Origin of the sequence: Bradyrhizobium huanghuaihaiense, from assembly GCF_007830635.1 — a bacterium.
Classification (GTDB): domain Bacteria; phylum Pseudomonadota; class Alphaproteobacteria; order Rhizobiales; family Xanthobacteraceae; genus Bradyrhizobium; species Bradyrhizobium huanghuaihaiense.
This window is the reverse complement of sequence record NZ_VLLA01000002.1, coordinates 214,361-231,953: the sequence shown is the minus strand read 5'-3', so window position 1 is coordinate 231,953 and position 17,593 is coordinate 214,361. Positions and strand designations below refer to the sequence as shown.

General features: G+C 64.5%; 18 protein-coding genes. 8 read left to right on the top strand and 10 right to left on the bottom strand.

Annotated elements, in window-relative coordinates; all coding sequences use genetic code 11:
- Positions 1-150: 150 nt before the first annotated feature.
- The 3 genes from otnK to ltnD are packed head-to-tail and all read right to left on the bottom strand — an operon-like array spanning position 151 to position 3,155.
- Entirely contained in the window at positions 151-1,437 is a 1,287-nt protein-coding gene (gene otnK, locus IQ16_RS05110; protein WP_018648081.1) for a 3-oxo-tetronate kinase, read from the bottom strand.
- Positions 1,434-2,216: a 2-oxo-tetronate isomerase gene (otnI, locus tag IQ16_RS05105; protein ID WP_018648082.1), complete on the bottom strand. Its 783-nt coding sequence runs from the start codon at positions 2,214-2,216 to the stop codon at positions 1,434-1,436. Before otnI ends, otnK begins: the two co-directional genes overlap by 4 nt.
- 15 nt (positions 2,217-2,231) lie before the next feature.
- Entirely contained in the window at positions 2,232-3,155 is a 924-nt protein-coding gene (ltnD, locus tag IQ16_RS05100) for an L-threonate dehydrogenase (protein WP_430648210.1), read from the bottom strand.
- A 100-nt stretch (positions 3,156-3,255) separates the two neighbouring features.
- Between ltnD and otnC the strand changes: the two genes are divergently transcribed.
- Both otnC and IQ16_RS05090 read left to right on the top strand, forming a co-directional pair.
- Positions 3,256-3,936: a 3-oxo-tetronate 4-phosphate decarboxylase gene (otnC, locus tag IQ16_RS05095; protein ID WP_035668294.1), complete on the top strand. Its 681-nt coding sequence runs from the start codon at positions 3,256-3,258 to the stop codon at positions 3,934-3,936.
- Between the two features lie 340 nt (positions 3,937-4,276).
- Entirely contained in the window at positions 4,277-4,678 is a 402-nt protein-coding gene (locus IQ16_RS05090) for a hypothetical protein (protein WP_018648085.1), read from the top strand.
- Between the two features lie 16 nt (positions 4,679-4,694).
- On the opposite strand, the gene IQ16_RS05085 is transcribed toward IQ16_RS05090, so the two are convergent.
- The 6 genes from IQ16_RS05085 to IQ16_RS05060 form a co-directional block, all read right to left on the bottom strand.
- Positions 4,695-5,399, bottom strand: a complete 705-nt coding sequence (locus IQ16_RS05085; protein ID WP_018648086.1) for an ABC transporter ATP-binding protein — start codon at positions 5,397-5,399, stop codon at positions 4,695-4,697.
- Positions 5,383-6,114, bottom strand: a complete 732-nt coding sequence (locus IQ16_RS05080) for an ABC transporter ATP-binding protein (RefSeq protein ID WP_018648087.1) — start codon at positions 6,112-6,114, stop codon at positions 5,383-5,385. The genes IQ16_RS05085 and IQ16_RS05080 overlap by 17 nt, the downstream gene beginning before the upstream one ends.
- Positions 6,111-7,091, bottom strand: coding sequence for a branched-chain amino acid ABC transporter permease (locus IQ16_RS05075; RefSeq protein WP_018648088.1), 981 nt, complete (start codon positions 7,089-7,091; stop codon positions 6,111-6,113). Before IQ16_RS05075 ends, IQ16_RS05080 begins: the two co-directional genes overlap by 4 nt.
- A complete protein-coding gene (locus tag IQ16_RS05070) occupies positions 7,091-7,969 on the bottom strand; it encodes a branched-chain amino acid ABC transporter permease (RefSeq protein ID WP_018648089.1) in 879 nt (292 codons plus the stop codon). Before IQ16_RS05070 ends, IQ16_RS05075 begins: the two co-directional genes overlap by 1 nt.
- 32 nt (positions 7,970-8,001) lie before the next feature.
- Positions 8,002-9,246 carry an ABC transporter substrate-binding protein gene (locus IQ16_RS05065; protein WP_018648090.1) on the bottom strand — a complete coding sequence of 415 codons (1,245 nt, stop codon included), beginning with the start codon at positions 9,244-9,246 and terminating at the stop codon, positions 8,002-8,004.
- A 92-nt stretch (positions 9,247-9,338) separates the two neighbouring features.
- Positions 9,339-10,154 (bottom strand): putative hydro-lyase, encoded by an 816-nt coding sequence (locus IQ16_RS05060; RefSeq protein ID WP_018648091.1) that lies wholly within the window; start codon positions 10,152-10,154, stop codon positions 9,339-9,341.
- 120 nt (positions 10,155-10,274) lie between these two features.
- Here IQ16_RS05060 and IQ16_RS05055 point away from each other — a divergent pair, with 120 nt between their 5' ends.
- The 5 genes from IQ16_RS05055 (at position 10,275) to IQ16_RS05035 (ending at position 15,423) form a co-directional block, all read left to right on the top strand.
- The gene (locus tag IQ16_RS05055; RefSeq protein ID WP_018648092.1) at positions 10,275-11,192 is read left to right on the top strand and encodes a LysR family transcriptional regulator; all 918 of its coding nucleotides are present in this window, start codon (positions 10,275-10,277) and stop codon (positions 11,190-11,192) included.
- Between the two features lie 32 nt (positions 11,193-11,224).
- Entirely contained in the window at positions 11,225-12,475 is a 1,251-nt protein-coding gene (locus IQ16_RS05050) for a Zn-dependent hydrolase (protein ID WP_018648093.1), read from the top strand.
- Between the two features lie 12 nt (positions 12,476-12,487).
- Positions 12,488-13,399 carry an NAD(P)-dependent oxidoreductase gene (locus IQ16_RS05045; RefSeq protein ID WP_018648094.1) on the top strand — a complete coding sequence of 304 codons (912 nt, stop codon included), beginning with the start codon at positions 12,488-12,490 and terminating at the stop codon, positions 13,397-13,399.
- 144 nt (positions 13,400-13,543) lie between these two features.
- The gene (locus tag IQ16_RS05040) at positions 13,544-14,617 is read left to right on the top strand and encodes a malate/lactate/ureidoglycolate dehydrogenase (RefSeq protein ID WP_018648095.1); all 1,074 of its coding nucleotides are present in this window, start codon (positions 13,544-13,546) and stop codon (positions 14,615-14,617) included.
- Positions 14,618-14,781: 164 nt separating this feature from the next.
- Positions 14,782-15,423, top strand: coding sequence for a suppressor of fused domain protein (locus IQ16_RS05035; protein WP_020608145.1), 642 nt, complete (start codon positions 14,782-14,784; stop codon positions 15,421-15,423).
- A 158-nt stretch (positions 15,424-15,581) separates the two neighbouring features.
- Here IQ16_RS05035 and IQ16_RS05030 read toward each other — a convergent pair whose 3' ends face one another.
- A complete protein-coding gene (locus IQ16_RS05030) occupies positions 15,582-16,655 on the bottom strand; it encodes a tartrate dehydrogenase (RefSeq protein WP_018648097.1) in 1,074 nt (357 codons plus the stop codon).
- 156 nt (positions 16,656-16,811) lie between these two features.
- Between IQ16_RS05030 and IQ16_RS05025 the strand changes: the two genes are divergently transcribed.
- A complete protein-coding gene (locus IQ16_RS05025) occupies positions 16,812-17,588 on the top strand; it encodes an SDR family oxidoreductase (RefSeq protein ID WP_018648098.1) in 777 nt (258 codons plus the stop codon).
- Positions 17,589-17,593: the final 5 nt, after the last annotated feature.

Here is a 17,593-nt window from a genome sequence, read left to right as displayed (position 1 = left end):
GCGCGGTGGCGCGGCCGGAAGTTTTACGAATCAACCAAAGGGAGCAGCACCGACATCCAACACCAGAGCGCCTGCGCAGATGTTAACTACGACTCCGTACAAGTACGAAAGCCCGAAACAAATGAACAGGCAGCTAAGAATGCTCTGCGCTCAGCGCATGAGCCTAAGCGCGTCCGAGAAAAACTCCGCGCCGCCGAAATTTCCGGACTTCAGAGCGAGCAACATCGCGCCGCCATCACCAACTGCACGCAGCACAGGAACGCCGGCGGCAATTTCTACCCCTACGAGAAATCCGGAAATCTTCAACCGATCGACCACGGCACCGGATGTCTCGCCACCGGCAACGACCAAACGCCGGACACCTGATCGTACAAGGCTTTCAGCAATGTCGGCCATCGTTTGCTCGATGGCATGCCCGGCCGCATCACGACCGTGACGCGCCTGAAGCGCGGCGACCTGATCGGGTGTCGAGCTCGAAGCGATCAGCACCGGACCTTCAGCCAGTCGCGGCCTTGCCCAGTCCAGCGCACGCTGCGCTTCACCTGCTCCCGTAAGAATACGGTCCGGATCGAGATGTAACACCGGCATGACACGCTCGGCATTCGCGATCTGCTGAAGCGTCGCCTGCGAGCAGCTTCCGGCAAGACATGCCGCCGGTCCGCCGACGGCGGCGCCGGTCGCTCCGCTCGCCGCAGCCGACTTGACCTTGCCCGTCGAGACCAGCGCCCGCGCCAGCCCGAGGCCGATGCCGGAGGCGCCGACCGACAACCGGTGCTCGGCGGCGACGAGACCGATGGTCTCGAGGTCGCGGTCGAAGACAGCGTCGATGATCGCAGCGCCGATGCCCTTGCTCGCGAGCTCGGCCAGCCGCGCCCGCACGGCATCCGCGCCGCGCGTGACGGTGGCGAGATCGACGAGGCCGATCTGCGTCCTGCTCTGGCGCGCCAGCACGCGCACCAGGTTGGAATCATGCATCGGGTTGAGCGGATGGTCCTTCAGCGGGCTCTCGTTCAGCGGCACCGCGCCGACGAACAAATTGCCCTGATAGACGGTGCGGCCGGTCTCCGGAAAGGCCGGCGTCACCAGCACGGCGCCTTCGCCGCAGTCGGCGCGCAGCGCATCCATGACGGGGCCGATATTGCCGGCGTCGGTGGAATCGAAGGTCGAGCAGATCTTGAACAGCACGTGGCTCGCGCCGCGGCCGCGCAGCCATTTGTCCGCTGCGCGCGAGCGCGAAACGGCAAGGCCGGCCTCGATCGATCGGCTTTTCAAGGACACCACGACGGCATCGACCTCGGGCAGTGCCAGATCGTCGGCAGGTACGCCGATGGTCTGCACCGTGCGCAGGCCCGCGCGCGTCAGCGTGTTGGCGAGGTCGGAGGCACCGGTATAGTCATCGGCGATGCAGCCCAGAGAAATTTTCGCTGCAAGGGTCACGGCTTCACTCCCGCATAGGGCTTGAACCAGGCAAGGCCGTCGGTGGTCTTGCCGCGCGGATTGTATTCGCAGCCGACGAAGCCGGCATAGCCGAGCCGGTCCAGCTCTTCGAACAGAAATGGATAGTTCAGCTCCTCGCCGTCGGGCTCGTTGCGCGAGGGAATGCTGGCGATCTGGATGTGTCCGATGATCGGCATCATCTCGCGCAGCCGCATGGTGACGTCGCCGTGGATGATCTGGCAGTGATAGATGTCGAACTGGAGCCTCAGGTTCGGCAGCCGCAGCTCCTGGATCAGGTCGCGCGCGAAGCCGAAATCGTTGAGGAAGTAGCCCGGCACGTTGCGGGCATTGATCGGCTCGAGCACGATGTCGATGCCGTGCGGCGCGAAGAATTCAGCGGCCCACGCCACCGACTTGTAGAAGGCCTCGATCGCGACGCGCTCGCCGCGATTGGCGATGCCGGCCATCAGGTGCAGGCGCTTGACGCCGGTTGCCTTGGCGTAAGGCAGTGCGGTCTCGAGGCTCGCCTTGAGATCATTGAAGCGCGCCGGCAGCGCCGCAAAGCCCTTCTCGCCGGCATTCCAATCGCCCGGCGGGAGGTTGAACAGCGCCTGGGTCAGGCCGTTGCGCTTGAGCCGTTCGCCGACGGCCTCGGCCGGATGCTCGTAGGGAAAGAGGAATTCGACGGCAGTGAATCCCGCTTGCGCGGCGGCGTCGAAGCGGTCGAGGAACGGCACCTCGGTGAACATCATCGAGAGGTTGGCGGCGAAACGGGGCATTGCAGATCCTCTTGCTTACTTGTCGCCCGGCAGCTTCACGCCGGTGACCTGCGCATACATGCGCGCAACGGACGCGTCGTCATCGCGGCCCATACCGGCGGCCGCCGTCATCAGGAACATCTGGAGCGCGGCTGCCGAGACCGGCACCGGGAATCGGGCGCTGCGCGCCATGTCCTGGATGATGCCGAGGTCCTTGACGAAGATCTCGACGGCACTGCGCGGCGTGTAGTCGCCGTCGAGCACGTGCGGCATGCGGTTCTCGAACATCCAGGAATTGCCGGCCGAGGCGGTGATCACCTCATAGACCTTGCGGATGTCGAGCCCCTGCTTGGCCGCGAACGCTATCGCTTCCGACGCGGCGGCGATGTGCACGCCTGCCAGCAATTGGTTGATCATCTTGAAGGCGGCGCCTTGGCCAGCGGCATCGCCAAGCTCGTAGAGCTTTGCCGCCATGGCATCGAGCGCTGGTCGCGCTTTCGCAAAAGCAGCGGCACTGCCGGAGGCCAGGATCGTCAGCTCGCCCTGCGCGGCGCGCTGCGCCCCGCCGGAGATCGGCGCGTCCAGATAATGCCGGCCAGTCGCCTCCAACTGCTTGGCGAGGCGCCGCGCCACCTCCGGATCCATGGTGGCGGAGGACACGAACACGCTGTCCTTCGGCATGGTCTCGGCGGCCCCGTCCTTGCCGAACAGAATCGCCTCGGTCTGGGCGGCATTGACGACGACGCTGACGACGATATCGGCGCTCCTGGCCGCCTCGGCCGGCGTCTTGGCGCCGGCGCCGCCGTCCTTCACGAAGCGCGCCACCGCATCGGCCGAGACGTCACAGCCGGTGACGGCATGGCCGGCGCGCTGCAGCGAGGTCGCCATGCCAAATCCCATCGAGCCGAGCCCGACGACGGCGATACGCTGATTTTGTGACGTGGTGGCGGACATATGCAACTGATCCTTGCGAACGTTTCCCGAATAGCCGCCCTTTGCGGCAGCTTGGCAACCGAATAACACGGCTTGGCCGCGCTGCCAAAGCGTGAGACAAGCGGGCATGACGGCCATGAGCAACGAGACCCGGCTGCGTGAGGATATCTGCCGCTTCGGACGGTCCCTGTTCGAGCGCGGGCTGACGCCGGGATCCTCCGGCAATATCAGCGTCAGGCTGGACGGCGGCGGCTGGCTGGTGACGCCGACAAACGCCTCGCTCGGCTTCCTCGATCCCGCAAAGCTGTCGCAACTGGACGAAACCGGCCGGCTGATTTCGGGCGATGCCCCCACCAAGGAAGTTCCGCTGCACACCGCGCTCTACGACACGCGCGGCAGCGCACGCGCGATCGTGCATCTGCACTCCACCCATTCTGTCGCGCTCTCGATGCTACCCGAGATCGACCCGCGCGCCGCGCTGCCACCGATGACGGCCTATTACCTGATGAAGTGCGGCGCCACCGCGCTCGTGCCCTATTATCGCCCGGGCGATCCGGCGGTGGCGGATGCGATCAAGGGCCTGGCGGGGAAGTATTCATCCGTGCTGCTCGCCAATCACGGCCCGGTCGTCGCCGGCGACACACTGGAGGCCGCGGTGTTCGCCACGGAAGAGCTGGAGGAGACGGCGAAGCTGTACCTGCTGCTGCGCGGGATGAACCCGCGGTATCTGTCGCCGGAGCAGGTGAAGGATCTGGCGAACGTGTTCGGGGTGACGTTGCCGGAGCACGGGCACGAGCACGGCCATTAGCCGCATACTCCGCCGTCATCCTGAGGTGCGAGCCTCGCGATGCAAACGCATCGCAAGGTGAAGCCTCGAAGGATGGGGCTACAGGCGCTCACGGCCCATCCTTCGAGGCGCGCGAAGAGCGCGCACCTCAGGATGACGGCAGAGATTGTGGAACGAGACGATCGTAGCCCGCATGAGCAAAGCGATATGCGGGACCAGCGGCCCCGGATATCGCTTTGCTCATCCGGGCTACGACACCGTCCGACACTGCCGGAATTGATTTGCATCACCGGGATCGCGGGCACATGATCCCCTGTAATTGACTGAAGGAGTTGTTTCATCGATCGCCAGGAGAATTGTCATGGATTTCAAAGTATCCTGCACCGTCCTCTCTGCCGCCTGCTTTATTGCCCTGCCACTTTCCGCAAACGCCCAGACGTCCGCGCGCGGCGGCGTCCCCGATCTCAAGGTCGAGGCCAACTGCAAGGCAACTCAGGAGATCGACAAGTCGCTGACCGAGCCGCAGTCCTACGAGGCCTGCATGAACGACGAGCAAACCGCCCAGCAACAGCTCGGGTCCATCTGGGCGACAACGCCCGAGACAATTCGCACCCAATGCTACGCCGAGGCCTCCGCCGGTGGCATCGAAAGCTACGTCGACCTGCTCTCTTGCATCCAGATGAATGGCTTCGGGCAACCCTCCGCACCCGCGTCAACGCTGCGCGGCGCAAGCAAGAACCGGAACAAGAAGCAATCGGGATAGGGATCGTAGCGAGCGGCTACAATCCGAGATACGCCTTCCTGACGTCCGGATTGCCCTTGATCTCCGCGGATGGGCCCTGCATCAGCACGCGGCCGGTCTGCAGGATGTAGGCGCGGTCGGCGATCTCCAGGCACTCGGCCATGCGCTGCTCGACGATCAGCACGGTCATGCCGGCATCGCGGATGCGCTTCACCGCCTGGAAGATCTCGTCCACCAGCTTCGGCATGATTCCTTGCGAGGGCTCGTCCAGCATCAACAGCCGCGGGCGCGTCATCAGCGCGCGACCGATCGCGAGCATCTGCTGCTCGCCGCCGGAGAGCGTCTCGGCGCGCTGCTCCAAACGTTCCTGGAGACGCGGAAACAGGTTGAAGACGAGATCGAGCGGCCCCTCGCGATTCGCATCGCCGCGGTAGAGGTAGCTGCCGAGGCGCAGATTGTCGCGCACCGACAGCCGCGGGAACAGGCGGCGGTTCTCCGGCACATAGGCGATGCCAGTTGCGGTGATGAGATGCTGCGCCATGCCGTCGAGGCGCTTGCCGTCGAAGGTCACCGTGCCCGAGCGCGGACGCTCGGCGCCGGCGATGGATTTCAGCAGTGTCGACTTGCCCGCGCCATTGGCGCCGGCAACGCAGACGATCTCGCCCTTCTCGACATTGATCGAGACCGCGGAGATCGCGACCAGGCCCTGATAGGCGGTCGTGACTTCATGCACCGACAGCATGACGATCTCCCAGATATGCCTTGATCACGTTGGGATCGCGGACGACGTCGGAAGGCTTGCCCTCGGCCAGCACCTTGCCGAGGTCGAGCACGATGGCGCGATCGACCAGCGGCATCACGATTTCCATGACGTGTTCGACCATCAGCACGGTGACGCCGGTCTCGCGCACCTTGCGTACCAGCGCCACGCCGGTCTGCGCCTCGGTCGGCGTCAGGCCGGTGAGGACCTCGTCGAGCAGCAACAGCTTCGGTTCGGTCGCGAGCGCACGCGCGACTTCGAGGCGGCGCTTCTCGGCCGGCACGAGGTCGCTCGCGAGCACGTCGGCGCGCGCGGCCAGGCCGGTGAACTCCAGCACCTCATGCGCCTTGCGGCGGGCCTCGCGCATCACGGTGTTGCGCACGAGAGCGCCGACGATGACGTTGTCGATAACAGTCATGGTCTCGAAGCTCTTGACCACCTGGAAGGTGCGCCCGATTCCGCGCTGACAGCGCGCGGCCGCCGGCAGATTGGTGACATCCTCGCCGTCGAAGATGATCGAGCCCTGGGTTGGCGGCAGCACGCCGGCGATCAGGTTGAACAGCGTCGACTTTCCGGCGCCGTTCGGGCCGATCAGGCCGACGATCTCGCCGCGCCCGACCGAGATCGAGACGTCGCTGTTGGCAATCAGGCCGCCGAAGCGCTGCCAGACGCCGCGGGTTTCCAGGAGCGCCGTCATCGCGTGGCCTCCTTGCGCCGGCGCGAGAACAGGCCGACCAGACCCTCCGGCCGCGCGAGTGCGATCAGGACGATCAGCGCGCCATAGACGATCAAGTCGACGCCGCGGCCGGAGCCGCCGATATAGGACCGCGTCAGCTCGGTGATCGGGATCAGGATGACGGCGCCGAGCATCGGCCCCCACAGCGTGCCGATGCCGCCCAGCACTGCCGGCAACGCCATCAAGAGCGAGAACTGGAAGCCCATGACACTTCCGGGATCGATGTAGGAAACGAACTGCGCATAGAAGCTGCCGCCGACCGCGACCAGGAAGGCAGACACCGCCGCCGCGCCCATCTTCGAGTTGAACACGACGACGCCGAGGCTCTCGGCCGCCTGCGGATTGTCCTTCACCGCGCGCCACCAATAGCCCCATTTGGAATCTTCCAGCCACCAGGTGACGAACCACGCCACGCAAGCGAGCACCAGCGCGAAGTAGAAGTATGGCAGCTTCGAGCGCGTGAACTGGAATTTCAGCCAGCTGTCGCCGCGCACGGGAATGTCGATGCCAAGGGCCGCGCCCGCCCAATCCCAGTTCTGGATCAGCAGCAATCCGATCTCGGCGATCACGATGGTGGCGATCGCAAAGTAGTGGCCGCCGAGGCGGAAGCAGGGATAGCCCAGCGCCATCGCGATTGCGGCCGAGATCAGCCCGCCGGCGATCATGCCGAACCAGGGCAGCACGCCGAACTTGGTGAACAGCAGCGCGGTGGTGTAGGCACCGAGCCCGAAATACAGCGCATGCCCGAGCGATATCTGTCCGCAATAGCCGGACAGGATGTTCCAGCTCTGCGACAACGCCGCGTACATCAGCGTCAGCACCATGATGTTCTGGACGTAGACGTCCTTGACGAACAGCGGCACGATCGCGGCGACGGCGGCGAGACCGGCGGCGGTGATGAGGTCGCGGCGGCGCCGCTCGACGAATTGCTTGTCCATCACATCGACCCGAACAGGCCACGCGGCCGAATGAACACGACGAGCAGATAAACCGCGTAGATGCCGACCGACTTCAACGATGGCGGCAAGATCAACGCAGTGGTGGCTTCGACCAGGCCGACGACGATACCGCCGGCAAAGGCGCCGAATACGCTGCCGAAGCCGCCGAGCGCCACCGTGACATAGGCGATCAGCGCAAAGGACGCGCCGACGTCGGGATAGATGTAGAAGAACGTCGCCATGATGGCGCCGGCAAGCCCGACCAGCGCACCGCCGAGGCCCCAGCCGAGCGCGAATACGCGGTTCTTGTCGATGCCGACGAGGGCCACCGCTCCGGGATCCTCGCGGGTCGCTTCCAGGGCGCGGCCGAAATCGGTGCGGTTGATGAAGAGATAAAGTCCACCGAACGCGGCGATCGCGACCAGCGCGCCGAACAGCTGCGGCTGCGGCAGGAAGATCCCGGCGACCGATACCGTCTTGCCGCCGAGCCATGAGTTGGGGACGCTGCGATAGTCGGCCGTGAAGAACAGCTGCGCCAGGCCGCGCATCACGATCGCGAGGCCGAAGGTCGCGAAGATCTGCACCATGCCGACATTGGCCTTGGCCCGCATCGCAAACCGCACGATGACGAGATAGACCGCCGCCCCCAGAACGAACAGGGCGGCAGCGGCCAGCGGCGCCGACAGCAGTGGATCGATCGCGAAGAACGTGAACAGGAAGAATGTCACGTACATCGCCAGCATCAGGAATTCGCCATGGGCGAAGTTGACGACGTCCATCAGGCCAAAGATCAAGGCCAGGCCGACGGCAATCAGTCCGTAGAGCAGCCCCATCAGCAGGCCGCTCGCAAGACTCTGAATAATCGTTTCAGCTGTCACGTCGCTTCGTCCCCCGCCCGCAACCTGATCGCTTACTTCATCGGCCAGATTGGTTCGGCCACCGCCGCCTGCGACGGGAAGATGGTGACGAACTTGCCGCCGACATATTGCAGCAGGACCGGATCGGCATCGTTGTTCTGGCCGGACTCGTCGAACTTGACGCGCTTCCAGGGCATGATGGTCTGCTCGCCCGACATCTCGGTCGCGGCCAGCGCATCGCGGATCTTCTCGCCGTCGGTCGATTTGGCGCGGTTGATGGCGTCCGCCATGATGATCATGGCCATGAACTGCCGCGACGTGTTGTCGTTGAGGTCCTTGCCCGACTTCGCCTTGAACAGATCGTTGATCTTGCCGACCATCGGCCGCTTGGCGGCGAGATCGAGCGAGAAGCTGCCGCGGGTGATCGCACCCTCGAGCTTGTCGCCGACGGCGTCGTAGAGAGCCTTTTCGGAGAAGCCGGCCGCCTGGGCCACGATCGCGTTCGGCTTGTAACCGAGCTCGGCCATGGTCTTGACCAGCAGGATGCCGTCCGTGGTGTAGCTCGACGGCATCAGCACGTCGGCATTGGCAGCCTTGAGCTGCTGCACCTCGGCCGACAGCGACGGCGAGTTGGCGCGGTACTTGATGTCGGCGACGATCTTGTAGCCGCGCTCGGTCGCGAGCTTGGTCTGGGCGTTGGCGGAGTCGGTGCCGAAGATGGTGTCTTCGTGGAACAGCGCCAGCGTCTGGGCCTTGGCGCCCTTCTTCTTCATCGCATCGAGGAAGTCGAACATCCCGGCCGAGAACATCTCGTCATGCGGCGAGGCGCGGAAGTAATACTTCAGACCGCGGCGATGCAGGCTCGGGGAGGAGTTGTCCGCCGACATGAACGGAATCTGGTAGCGTTCGCAGATCTGGCTGATCGTGACTGCGACCGCGCTTTGGTAAGAACCGAGGATGGCGGAGACCTTCTCCTGCGTGATCAGGCGCTCGGCTTCGGCGCGCCCCTTTTGCGGGTCGCCCTGGGTGTCGGCATAGACGATACGGATCTTGGCGCCGCCGAGGCCCGGCAAGCCGACGCCCTTTGCCAGCGGAAGCTCGAAGTCCTGGTCGTTGTTGATGATGTCGATCGCGGTCTCGAACGCACGCTGCGCATCGACGCCCACCTGGGCACCGGAGCCCGACAGCGGATAGGTTGCGCCGATCACCACTTCAGAGGTTTGCGCACGCGCAGCTAGCGGCAGCAGCGCAGCGGCGGCGGTGGCTCCGAGCAGAACGTCGCGGCGAGTGATCGTCATTGGCAAAGTCCCCTGTTATCCGAATTTTGCGCGTATCGAATGAAGCGATTGGCAGATAGCGTAAAGCCTGAAGAAGCAGCAAACGCTGCCCATTAAATCACGGCCATGGTCCTGTTCTTCAGATCCGTCACCAGCATCAGGCCGGGCGAATGCGTGATCGCGAAGGGTACCTTCGCCGCGTTGATCACCGATTGCGGCGTCACGCCGCAGGCCCAGAATACCGGAATCTCGTCATCGGCGACAGGTACGGGGTCGCCGTAGTCGGGCTTGGCGATGTCCTTGATGCCGATCAGGTGTGGATGACCGAGATGCACGGGAGCACCATGCACTGCGGGATAGCGCGAGGTGATCTGCACCGCGCGGATCGCATCGGCCGGCTTGAACGGGCGCATCGACACCACCATGGGGCCTGCGAACGGACCGGCCTCGCCGCAGGCGATGTTGGTGCGGTACATCGGCACGCGCACGTTCTGCTCGATGTGGCGGATCGGCATACCCTCGTCGAGCAAAGCCTCCTCGAACGAGAACGAGCAGCCGAGCACGAAGGTCACGAGATCGTCGCGCCAGTAGCTCTTCACATCGGTCGGCTCGTCGACGACTTCGCCGTCGCGCCAGACGCGGTAGCGGGGAACATCGGTGCGGATGTCGAGATCGGCGCCGAGTGCCGGAATATGCGGGCTGCCGGCGTCGGACATGCCGATGATCGGGCACGGTTTCGGATTGAGCTGGCAGAAACGGTGAAAGGCGCTGGCATATTCGGCAGGCAGGATCGCCAGATTGCCTTGGACGAAGCCGGGGGCGACCCCGGCGGTGGATCCCTCCTCGCCGGCGCGATAGGCGAGCCGCGCCTGGCGGCTCGGGAGGGCGTCAGGTGTTTCAGTTTGCTGCGCTGCCACCAAAACAGTCATGCGATTGACCTGCCTATAAACTCGACAAAGACAAGCCAACACCAAGCGTGCTATAAAGTCTAATCTTCCTTTCTAATCAATATCGATAAATCCAATTTATCGACTGGGAAAATCCTTCCAATGCTGGACTTCAGGTCGATCGAGACATTCCTCTGGGTTGTGAAGCTCGGCAGCTTTCGCGGCGCCGCCGCACGGCTCAACACCACCCAGCCGGCGATCTCCCAGCGCATCGCCCAGCTCGAGCGCGAGATGGGCGTGAAGCTGCTGAACCGCGATCATCGCGTCGCTTCGCCAACGCCAAGCGGCCGGCAGATGATGGTCTATGCCGAGAAGCTGATCGGCCTGCGCGCGCAGATGATGGCGGAGATCGGCGACCGCTCGGCGATGCGCGGCGTGATGCGGCTCGGCGTCGCCGAAACCATCGTGCACACTTGGCTGCCGCGCCTCGTGAAGAGCGTGAACGAGATCTATCCGAACCTGTCGCTGGAGATCGAGGTCGACATCACGCCGAACCTTACCGCGCGCCTGCTCGCGCAGGAGATCGAGCTCGCCTTCGTGGTCGGGCCGCTGTCGGCCTCCGGCGTGCACAACCGCGTGCTCGCCGACTACCCGATCGGATTCCTAGCAAGCCCCTCGCTCGGGCTCGGCAAGGGCCCGGTCACGCCGGCGGAGCTCGCGCGGTTTCCGATCATCACCTTCCCGCGCAAGACCAAGCCTTACGAGGTCGTGCGCGAGGTGTTCGACCGGCCGGAGCTGCCGCCGATCCGGCTGCATGCGTCCGCTTCGCTGGCGACCGTCATCCACATGGCGGTCGAGGGGCTCGGCATCGCCGTGATCCCCGATGCCATCGTCGAGAACGAGCTTGCCGACGGGCGGCTGCAACTGCTCGACACCGATCTTGCAATCGCACCGCTGACGTTCACCGCAAGCTGGCTCGCCTCACCCGACGTCGTCGCCGTGGAGCGCGTCGCCGAGCTTGCATGTCAGATTGCGCAGAGCAGCCTCGCGGTTGACGCGCCCGCGCTGGCGCGTCATTGAAAAAGGCGCCGGACAAAAGAGAGAACGACCGCATGAGCCGAGCCGCCACCAATCTGCAAATCGATTCCGCCCGCCTCTGGGGCTCCATTCACGAGACCGCGCAGTTCGGCGGGACGGCCAAGGGCGGCGTGCGGCGACTGACGCTGAGCAGCGAAGACAAGCAGGTGCGCGACTGGTTCCGCAAGGCTTGCGAGGACGCCGGCCTCGAAGTGCATGTCGATGCGCTTGGCTCGCAGTTCGGCCTGCGCAAGGGCCGCGACATGTCGAAGCTGCCGGTCGGCATCGGCTCGCATCTCGACACCCAGCCGACCGGCGGCAAGTATGACGGCATTTTGGGAACGCTCGGCGCGCTGGAAGTGATCCGCACGCTGAACGACGCTGGCATCGAGACCGAGGCTCCGATCTGCGTCGTCAACTGGACCAATGAGGAAGGCTCGCGCTTCGCGCCGGCGATGATGGCCTCCGCCGCCTATGTCGGCGATTTCACCACCGACGACATTTTGTCGCGCAAGGACATCGACGGCACCACCGTCGGTCAGGCGCTCGACAGCATCGGCTATCGCGGCGACAAGCCGGTCGGCTTCCAGAAGCTCGGCTGCTTCGTCGAGCTGCATATCGAGCAGGGCCCGATCCTGGAAGCCGAAGGCAAGACCATCGGCGTCGTCGACTCCGGCCAGGGCGTGCTCTGGTACGACGGCAAGATTTCCGGCTTCGAGAGCCATGCGGGCTCGACGCCGATGCCGCTGCGGCGCGATGCGCTGGCAACGCTGTCGGAGATCGTGCTGGCGATGGAGGCGATTGCGAAGAAGCACGGCCCGAACGCGGTCGGCACCATCGGCGAGGCCGTGATCGCAAACCCCTCGCGCAACGTCATTCCCGGCGAGATCGCCTTCACCATGGACTGCCGCAGCGCGGATGGCGCCATCATGGATGCGCTCGACCGCGACCTGCGCGCCGGCATCGCCGAGATCGCCGCGCGCCGCAAGGTCGAGGTCAAGATCGACCTCGTCTGGCGCAAGCCGCCGACACATTTTGATCCGAAGCTGATTGCGGCGGTCGAGAACGCGGCGAAGACGCTCGGCTATTCCTCCCGCCGCATCACCTCCGGCGCCGGCCACGACGCCTGCAATCTCAACACTGTCATGCCGGCGGCGATGGTTTTCGTGCCCTGCAAGGACGGCATCAGCCACAACGAGCTGGAGGACGCCACGCAGCCCGACTGCGCCGCGGGCACCAACGTCCTCATGCATACCGTGCTGGCGATCGCCGGCGTCGCATCCTGACCGGAGAGAGCCATGCGCGGAGTTTTCGTCGACGCCAACGAAGCCCTCGCCGTGATCATGGAGCGGCTGGAGAGATCAGGTGATCCCGAGGTGCGGATTCACCGGGATCCCGACATCAAGCCCGAGCAATATCCTGAGATCCTCGACGGAGCCGAGATCGCGATCGTCGACCACACGGCGCTGCCGACCGAGGTGGCGAAGAAATGCACCGGCCTGAAGCATGTCGTTTTCCTCGGCACCGGCGCGCGCAGTTACATGAACCCGGAAGAGCTCGCCGAGCTCGGCATCTCCGTGCATCTGATCAAGGGCTATGGCGACACCGCCGTGGCGGAATCCGCGATCGCGCTGATGTGGGCCTCGGCCCGCGTCATCGCGATGATGGACCGCGAGATGCGCGCCGGCAGCTGGCTGCGCGAGGACGGCATGCAGCTCACCGGCAAGACGCTCGGCCTGATCGGCTTCGGGGGCATCGCCGCGGAGGTCGCGCGCATTGCCACGGGCAGCGGCATGAAGGTGATCGCCTGGAACCGCTCGCCGAAGAGCCATCCCGGCGTCGAATTCACCGATCTCGACACGGTACTGGCGAAAAGCGACGTCGTGTCGCTGCATCTGCTGCTCAACGACGAGACGCGCGGCATGATCACCCGCGAGAAGATTTTTGCGATGAAGCGCGGCGTCATCCTCGTCAACACCGCCCGCGCCGCGATCGTCGACGAGGCCGCGATGATCGACGCGCTGAAGTCCGGCCATATCCGCCATGCCGGCCTCGACGTCTTCAACATCGAGCCGCTGCCCGTCGATCATCCGCTGACGAAGATTCCGAACGTGACGCTGTCGGCGCATTCCGCCTTCCGCACGCCGGAGGCGAGCGAAAACCTGATTGAAGCGGCGTGGGTTCACTGCCGCCGGATCGTAAATTCGTAGGGTGGGTTAGCCCAGCAGATGCGCAAAGCGCATCTGCTCGGCCTAACCCACCACTTCTACTTCCGCGGAGACGGAAGAGGTGGGCGGCTCCGCCTAACCCACCCTACGCCGCCATCAAATCGTGAAAGGATAAGAGCAACAACAATGGCCGACTATCGCACCATCAAGGCAGAGCCTCTCACCAACGCCATCCGCGCCATCGTCAAGGCGGGCGGCTCCTCGGACCGCGAAGCCGATCTCGTCTCCGCCAACCTCGTCGAGGCCAATCTTAAAGGACACGACTCGCACGGCGTCGGCATGATCCCGCGCTATGTCCAGAGCGTCACCAATGGCGGCCTCGCCGTGAACCAGCACGTCAAGATCGTGCTCGACACGGGTCCGCTTCTCACCCTCGACGGTCTCACCGGCTACGGCCAGGTGATCGGCCATGAAGCGATGGAGCTGGCGGCCGAGCGCGCCAAGCGCAACGGCGTGTGTCTCGTCGGCCTCTCCAACTCGCACCATATCGGCCGCATCGGCCACTGGGCCGAGCAGTGCATCGACCACGGGCTGGTCTCGATTCACTTCGTCAACGTGATTTCGCGCCCGATCGTGGCGCCCTGGGGCGGCAGCGATGCCCGTCACGGCACCAACCCGTTCTGCGTCGGCATCCCGCGCAGGGGCAAGGATCCCATCGTGCTCGACTTCGCCACCAGCAGGATCGCGCAAGGCAAGACCCGCGTCGCCCACAACAAGGGCGTCGAGCTGGAGCCCGGCACCATCATCGACAATGAAGGCAAGCCCACGGTCAATCCGCGCTACACCGTGATTCCGCCGTACGGCGCCATCCTGCCGTTCGGCGAGCACAAGGGTTCGGGGCTCGCGCTCGTGTGCGAAATCCTCGGCGGCGCGCTCTCCGGCGGGCAGGTGGTCAAGGGCCCGTCCGACGGCAAGTACAACGTCCTCAACGGCATGCTCTCGATCATCATCGACCCGGGCAAGCTCGGCACCGGCGAAAATCTCGCGCGCGAAGTCGAGAGTTTTGTTGCCTGGCACACCGGCTCACCGCCCGGCCCCGGCGTCGACAAGGTACTGATCGCCGGCGATCCCGAGCGCGAGACCAAGAAGAAGCGCCTCGCCCAGGGCATTCCGGTCGATCCAACCACCTGGCAGGAGATTCTGGAGGCCGGGAAGAAGTTCGGGTTGGATCAGGCGGCGATCGAGAAGATCGTGGGCTGACCGAATGAAGCGCATCGCTGAGAATAGCCCGGCCGAATGCACTATCGCGCAAGTAGGTCTGGACTAAAGCGCAGCATCGCCGCCCTCGTGGAGCGGATTTGAACCGGCCCGCGTCGTCTCGCGACAACGCGGATATCCCGGTCCACATCCGCCCCGAGGTTCACATGTTCTCCCGTCTCGCAAAGCTCATGTCCGGCTCCGCGGAGCCATCACACGCAGCCGACCTCTACCGGCAACGGCTCGGCATCTATGAGAGCGAGCTTGGCGAGCCCGAGTACAGCTTCAAGGAAAGCGCGGAGCGCCGCATCGACATCCACGCCTTTGGCCGCGATTTCGTGCCGGTGTGCCAGGAGGGATCTGACGAAGGCTACGTGCTTCTGACCAACGGCATGAGCGAGCAACGGATGCCGGGGGTGCCTGGGGACGCAAAGCCGCGTGCCGAGCTGATGTGGTATGTCCGCGAACCGACAGAGGAGGTTTGCGCAAATCTTCGCTGGCTGGCCAATCTGCCGTTCGTCGACACGACCTGGTTCGGCTTCGGCCATCGCGTCGCGCTGCCGTGGCCGCCGGTTGCAGGAACGGACTTCCAGACATTCCTGTTTCTCACACCGATCATCGGCCCCGATAAGCAGATCGCCGAGGCGCTGGAGATCGCGGGCGATCCCGTGGAGATTTTGACCGTGAACCTGATCTCGCATCAGGAGCTCGGGCTCATCAAGACCAGGGGGCTCGACCCGTTTCTCGATCTGCTCGACGAGAATGATTATCCGCCGATCTTCGATCCGGCGCGGAAGTCTTATGTTTAATCGTAGGGTGGGTTAGTCGTGCGGATGCGCGAAGCGCATCTGCGCGGCGTAACCCACCACTGTTCGTATCCGCGGAAACAGAAGAGGTGGGTTACGCCCAGCGGACCACGCTTCGCGCGGCCGCGGGGCTAACCTACCCTACGCAGTGTCGCCCTGCCTCAATCCACCATATCCGCGACCGCCTTGCCGCAGGCCGTGGTGTCGGCGTTGCCGCCGAGGTCCTTGGTGCGGAGCGTGCGTTCGGCGAGCGTGCGCTCGATCGCCTCGACGATCGACTTGCCGGCTTCCTTCTCGCCGAGATGCTCGAACATCATTGCGCCTGACCAGATCGCACCGATCGGGTTGGCAATGCCCTGCCCTGCGATGTCAGGCGCCGAACCGTGCACCGGCTCGAACACCGAGGGGAAATCGCCCTCGGGATTGATGTTGCCGGACGGCGCGATGCCGATCGTGCCGGTGCAGGCGGGGCCGAGATCGGACAGGATGTCACCGAACAGGTTCGAGCCGACCACGACGTCGAACCAGTCCGGATGCAGCACGAAGTTCGCGGTGAGAATGTCGATGTGGTACTTGTCCCACTTCACGCCCGGGAACTTCTTGGCCATCGCCTCCACACGCTCGTCCCAATAGGGCATGGTGATGGAGATGCCGTTGGACTTGGTCGCCGAGGTCAGGTGCTTCTTCGGCCGTGACTGCGCGAGCTCGAAGGCGAACTTGAGAATGCGATCCACGCCGGTGCGGGTCATCACCGTCTGCTGGGTGACGAACTCACGGTCGGTGTCCGGGAACATGCGGCCGCCGACCGAGGAATATTCGCCTTCGGTGTTCTCGCGCACCACCCAGAAATCGATGTCGCCGGGCTTGCGGCCCGCCAGCGGCGACGGCACGCCGGGCATCAGCCGCACCGGACGCAAATTCACGTACTGATCGAACTCGCGGCGGAACTTGATCAGCGAGCCCCACAGCGAGACGTGATCGGGAATCTTGGCCGGCCAGCCGACCGCGCCGAAATAGATCGCGTCGTGCTTGCCGATCTTCTCCTTCCAGTCATCGGGCATCATCTGGCCGTGCTTCTCGTAATAATCGTAGGACGAGAAGTCGAAATGGTCGAAATGCACGGAAACTCCATGCTTCTTCGCGGCCGCCTCCAGAACGCGCAGGCCTTCCGGCATCACTTCCTTGCCGATGCCGTCGCCGGGAATGACCGCGATCCGGTATTGTTTCTTGCTCATCGAGAACGTCCTTGGTTGGTCCGGCAGCGCCGTCTTTTTTGACCGCACTGCAATGAACCAAAGTCGGCGGCAGTGCAACGCTGCACTGCAATGTTGACCATGGCGCAGCCGGGCGCCTACTGATTTTATCCTGTTCCCATCCTGCGAGTACTCCCCATGGATCTGCATCTGCGTGGCAAGCGCGTCCTGATCACCGGCGCATCCAAGGGCATTGGCGCAGCCGCCGCCGAGGCGTTTGCCGAGGAAGGCGCGCATCTCCTGCTGGCAGCCCGCAGCGGCGAGGCGCTGAAAGCGCTGGCCGATCGCTTGCGCGCCGCGCACCAGATCGACGCCGCAACGAGCATTGTCGACCTGCGCAAGGAAGAGGACGTGGCGCGGCTGGCCAAGGAAGCCGCCGACATCGACGTCCTCGTCAACAACGCCGGCGATATCCCCGGCGGCTCGATCGACAAGATCGACGAGGCAACCTGGCGGCACGCCTGGGAATTGAAGGTGTTCGGCTACATCAACCTCACGCGGTATATCTACGCGCAGATGAAGGCCAAGGGCGGCGGCGTCATCGTCAACGACATCGGCGCGGCCGGCGAGAAATTCGACGCCAATTACATCTGCGGCAGCGCCGGCAATGCGGCGCTGATGGCCTTCACCCGTGCGCTCGGCGGCAAGAGTCTTGCCGACAACATCCGCGTGGTCGGCATCAATCCCGGTCCTGTCGGCACCGACCGCCACGTCACCCTGCTCAAGACGCGCGCAAAGCACCAGTTCGGCGACGAGAGCCGCTACAAGGAATTCCAGAAGAGCCTGCCGCTCGGCCGCCCCGCGCACGCGCGTGAGATCGGCGACCTCATGGCGTTCCTCGCCTCGGATCGCGCCGGCTATACCTCGGGCGTGATCTACACGGTCGACGGCGGCATCAGCGCAGGCTGGGGTTAGCCCTA

Bases quoted from the DNA above. Each gene is read 5' to 3' on its own strand.
- otnI (WP_018648082.1), bottom strand. From the start codon at position 2,216: ATGCCCCGTTTCGCCGCCAACCTCTCGATGATGTTCACCGAGGTGCCG.
- otnC (WP_035668294.1), top strand. From the start codon at position 3,256: ATGACGGCCATGAGCAACGAGACCCGGCTGCGTGAGGATATCTGCCGC.
- IQ16_RS05090 (WP_018648085.1), top strand. From the start codon at position 4,277: ATGGATTTCAAAGTATCCTGCACCGTCCTCTCTGCCGCCTGCTTTATT.
- IQ16_RS05085 (WP_018648086.1), bottom strand. From the start codon at position 5,399: ATGCTGTCGGTGCATGAAGTCACGACCGCCTATCAGGGCCTGGTCGCG.
- IQ16_RS05080 (WP_018648087.1), bottom strand. From the start codon at position 6,114: ATGACGGCGCTCCTGGAAACCCGCGGCGTCTGGCAGCGCTTCGGCGGC.
- IQ16_RS05075 (WP_018648088.1), bottom strand. From the start codon at position 7,091: ATGGACAAGCAATTCGTCGAGCGGCGCCGCCGCGACCTCATCACCGCC.
- IQ16_RS05065 (WP_018648090.1), bottom strand. From the start codon at position 9,246: ATGACGATCACTCGCCGCGACGTTCTGCTCGGAGCCACCGCCGCCGCT.
- IQ16_RS05060 (WP_018648091.1), bottom strand. From the start codon at position 10,154: ATGACTGTTTTGGTGGCAGCGCAGCAAACTGAAACACCTGACGCCCTC.
- IQ16_RS05055 (WP_018648092.1), top strand. From the start codon at position 10,275: ATGCTGGACTTCAGGTCGATCGAGACATTCCTCTGGGTTGTGAAGCTC.
- IQ16_RS05050 (WP_018648093.1), top strand. From the start codon at position 11,225: ATGAGCCGAGCCGCCACCAATCTGCAAATCGATTCCGCCCGCCTCTGG.
- IQ16_RS05045 (WP_018648094.1), top strand. From the start codon at position 12,488: ATGCGCGGAGTTTTCGTCGACGCCAACGAAGCCCTCGCCGTGATCATG.
- IQ16_RS05040 (WP_018648095.1), top strand. From the start codon at position 13,544: ATGGCCGACTATCGCACCATCAAGGCAGAGCCTCTCACCAACGCCATC.
- IQ16_RS05035 (WP_020608145.1), top strand. From the start codon at position 14,782: ATGTTCTCCCGTCTCGCAAAGCTCATGTCCGGCTCCGCGGAGCCATCA.
- IQ16_RS05030 (WP_018648097.1), bottom strand. From the start codon at position 16,655: ATGAGCAAGAAACAATACCGGATCGCGGTCATTCCCGGCGACGGCATC.
- IQ16_RS05025 (WP_018648098.1), top strand. From the start codon at position 16,812: ATGGATCTGCATCTGCGTGGCAAGCGCGTCCTGATCACCGGCGCATCC.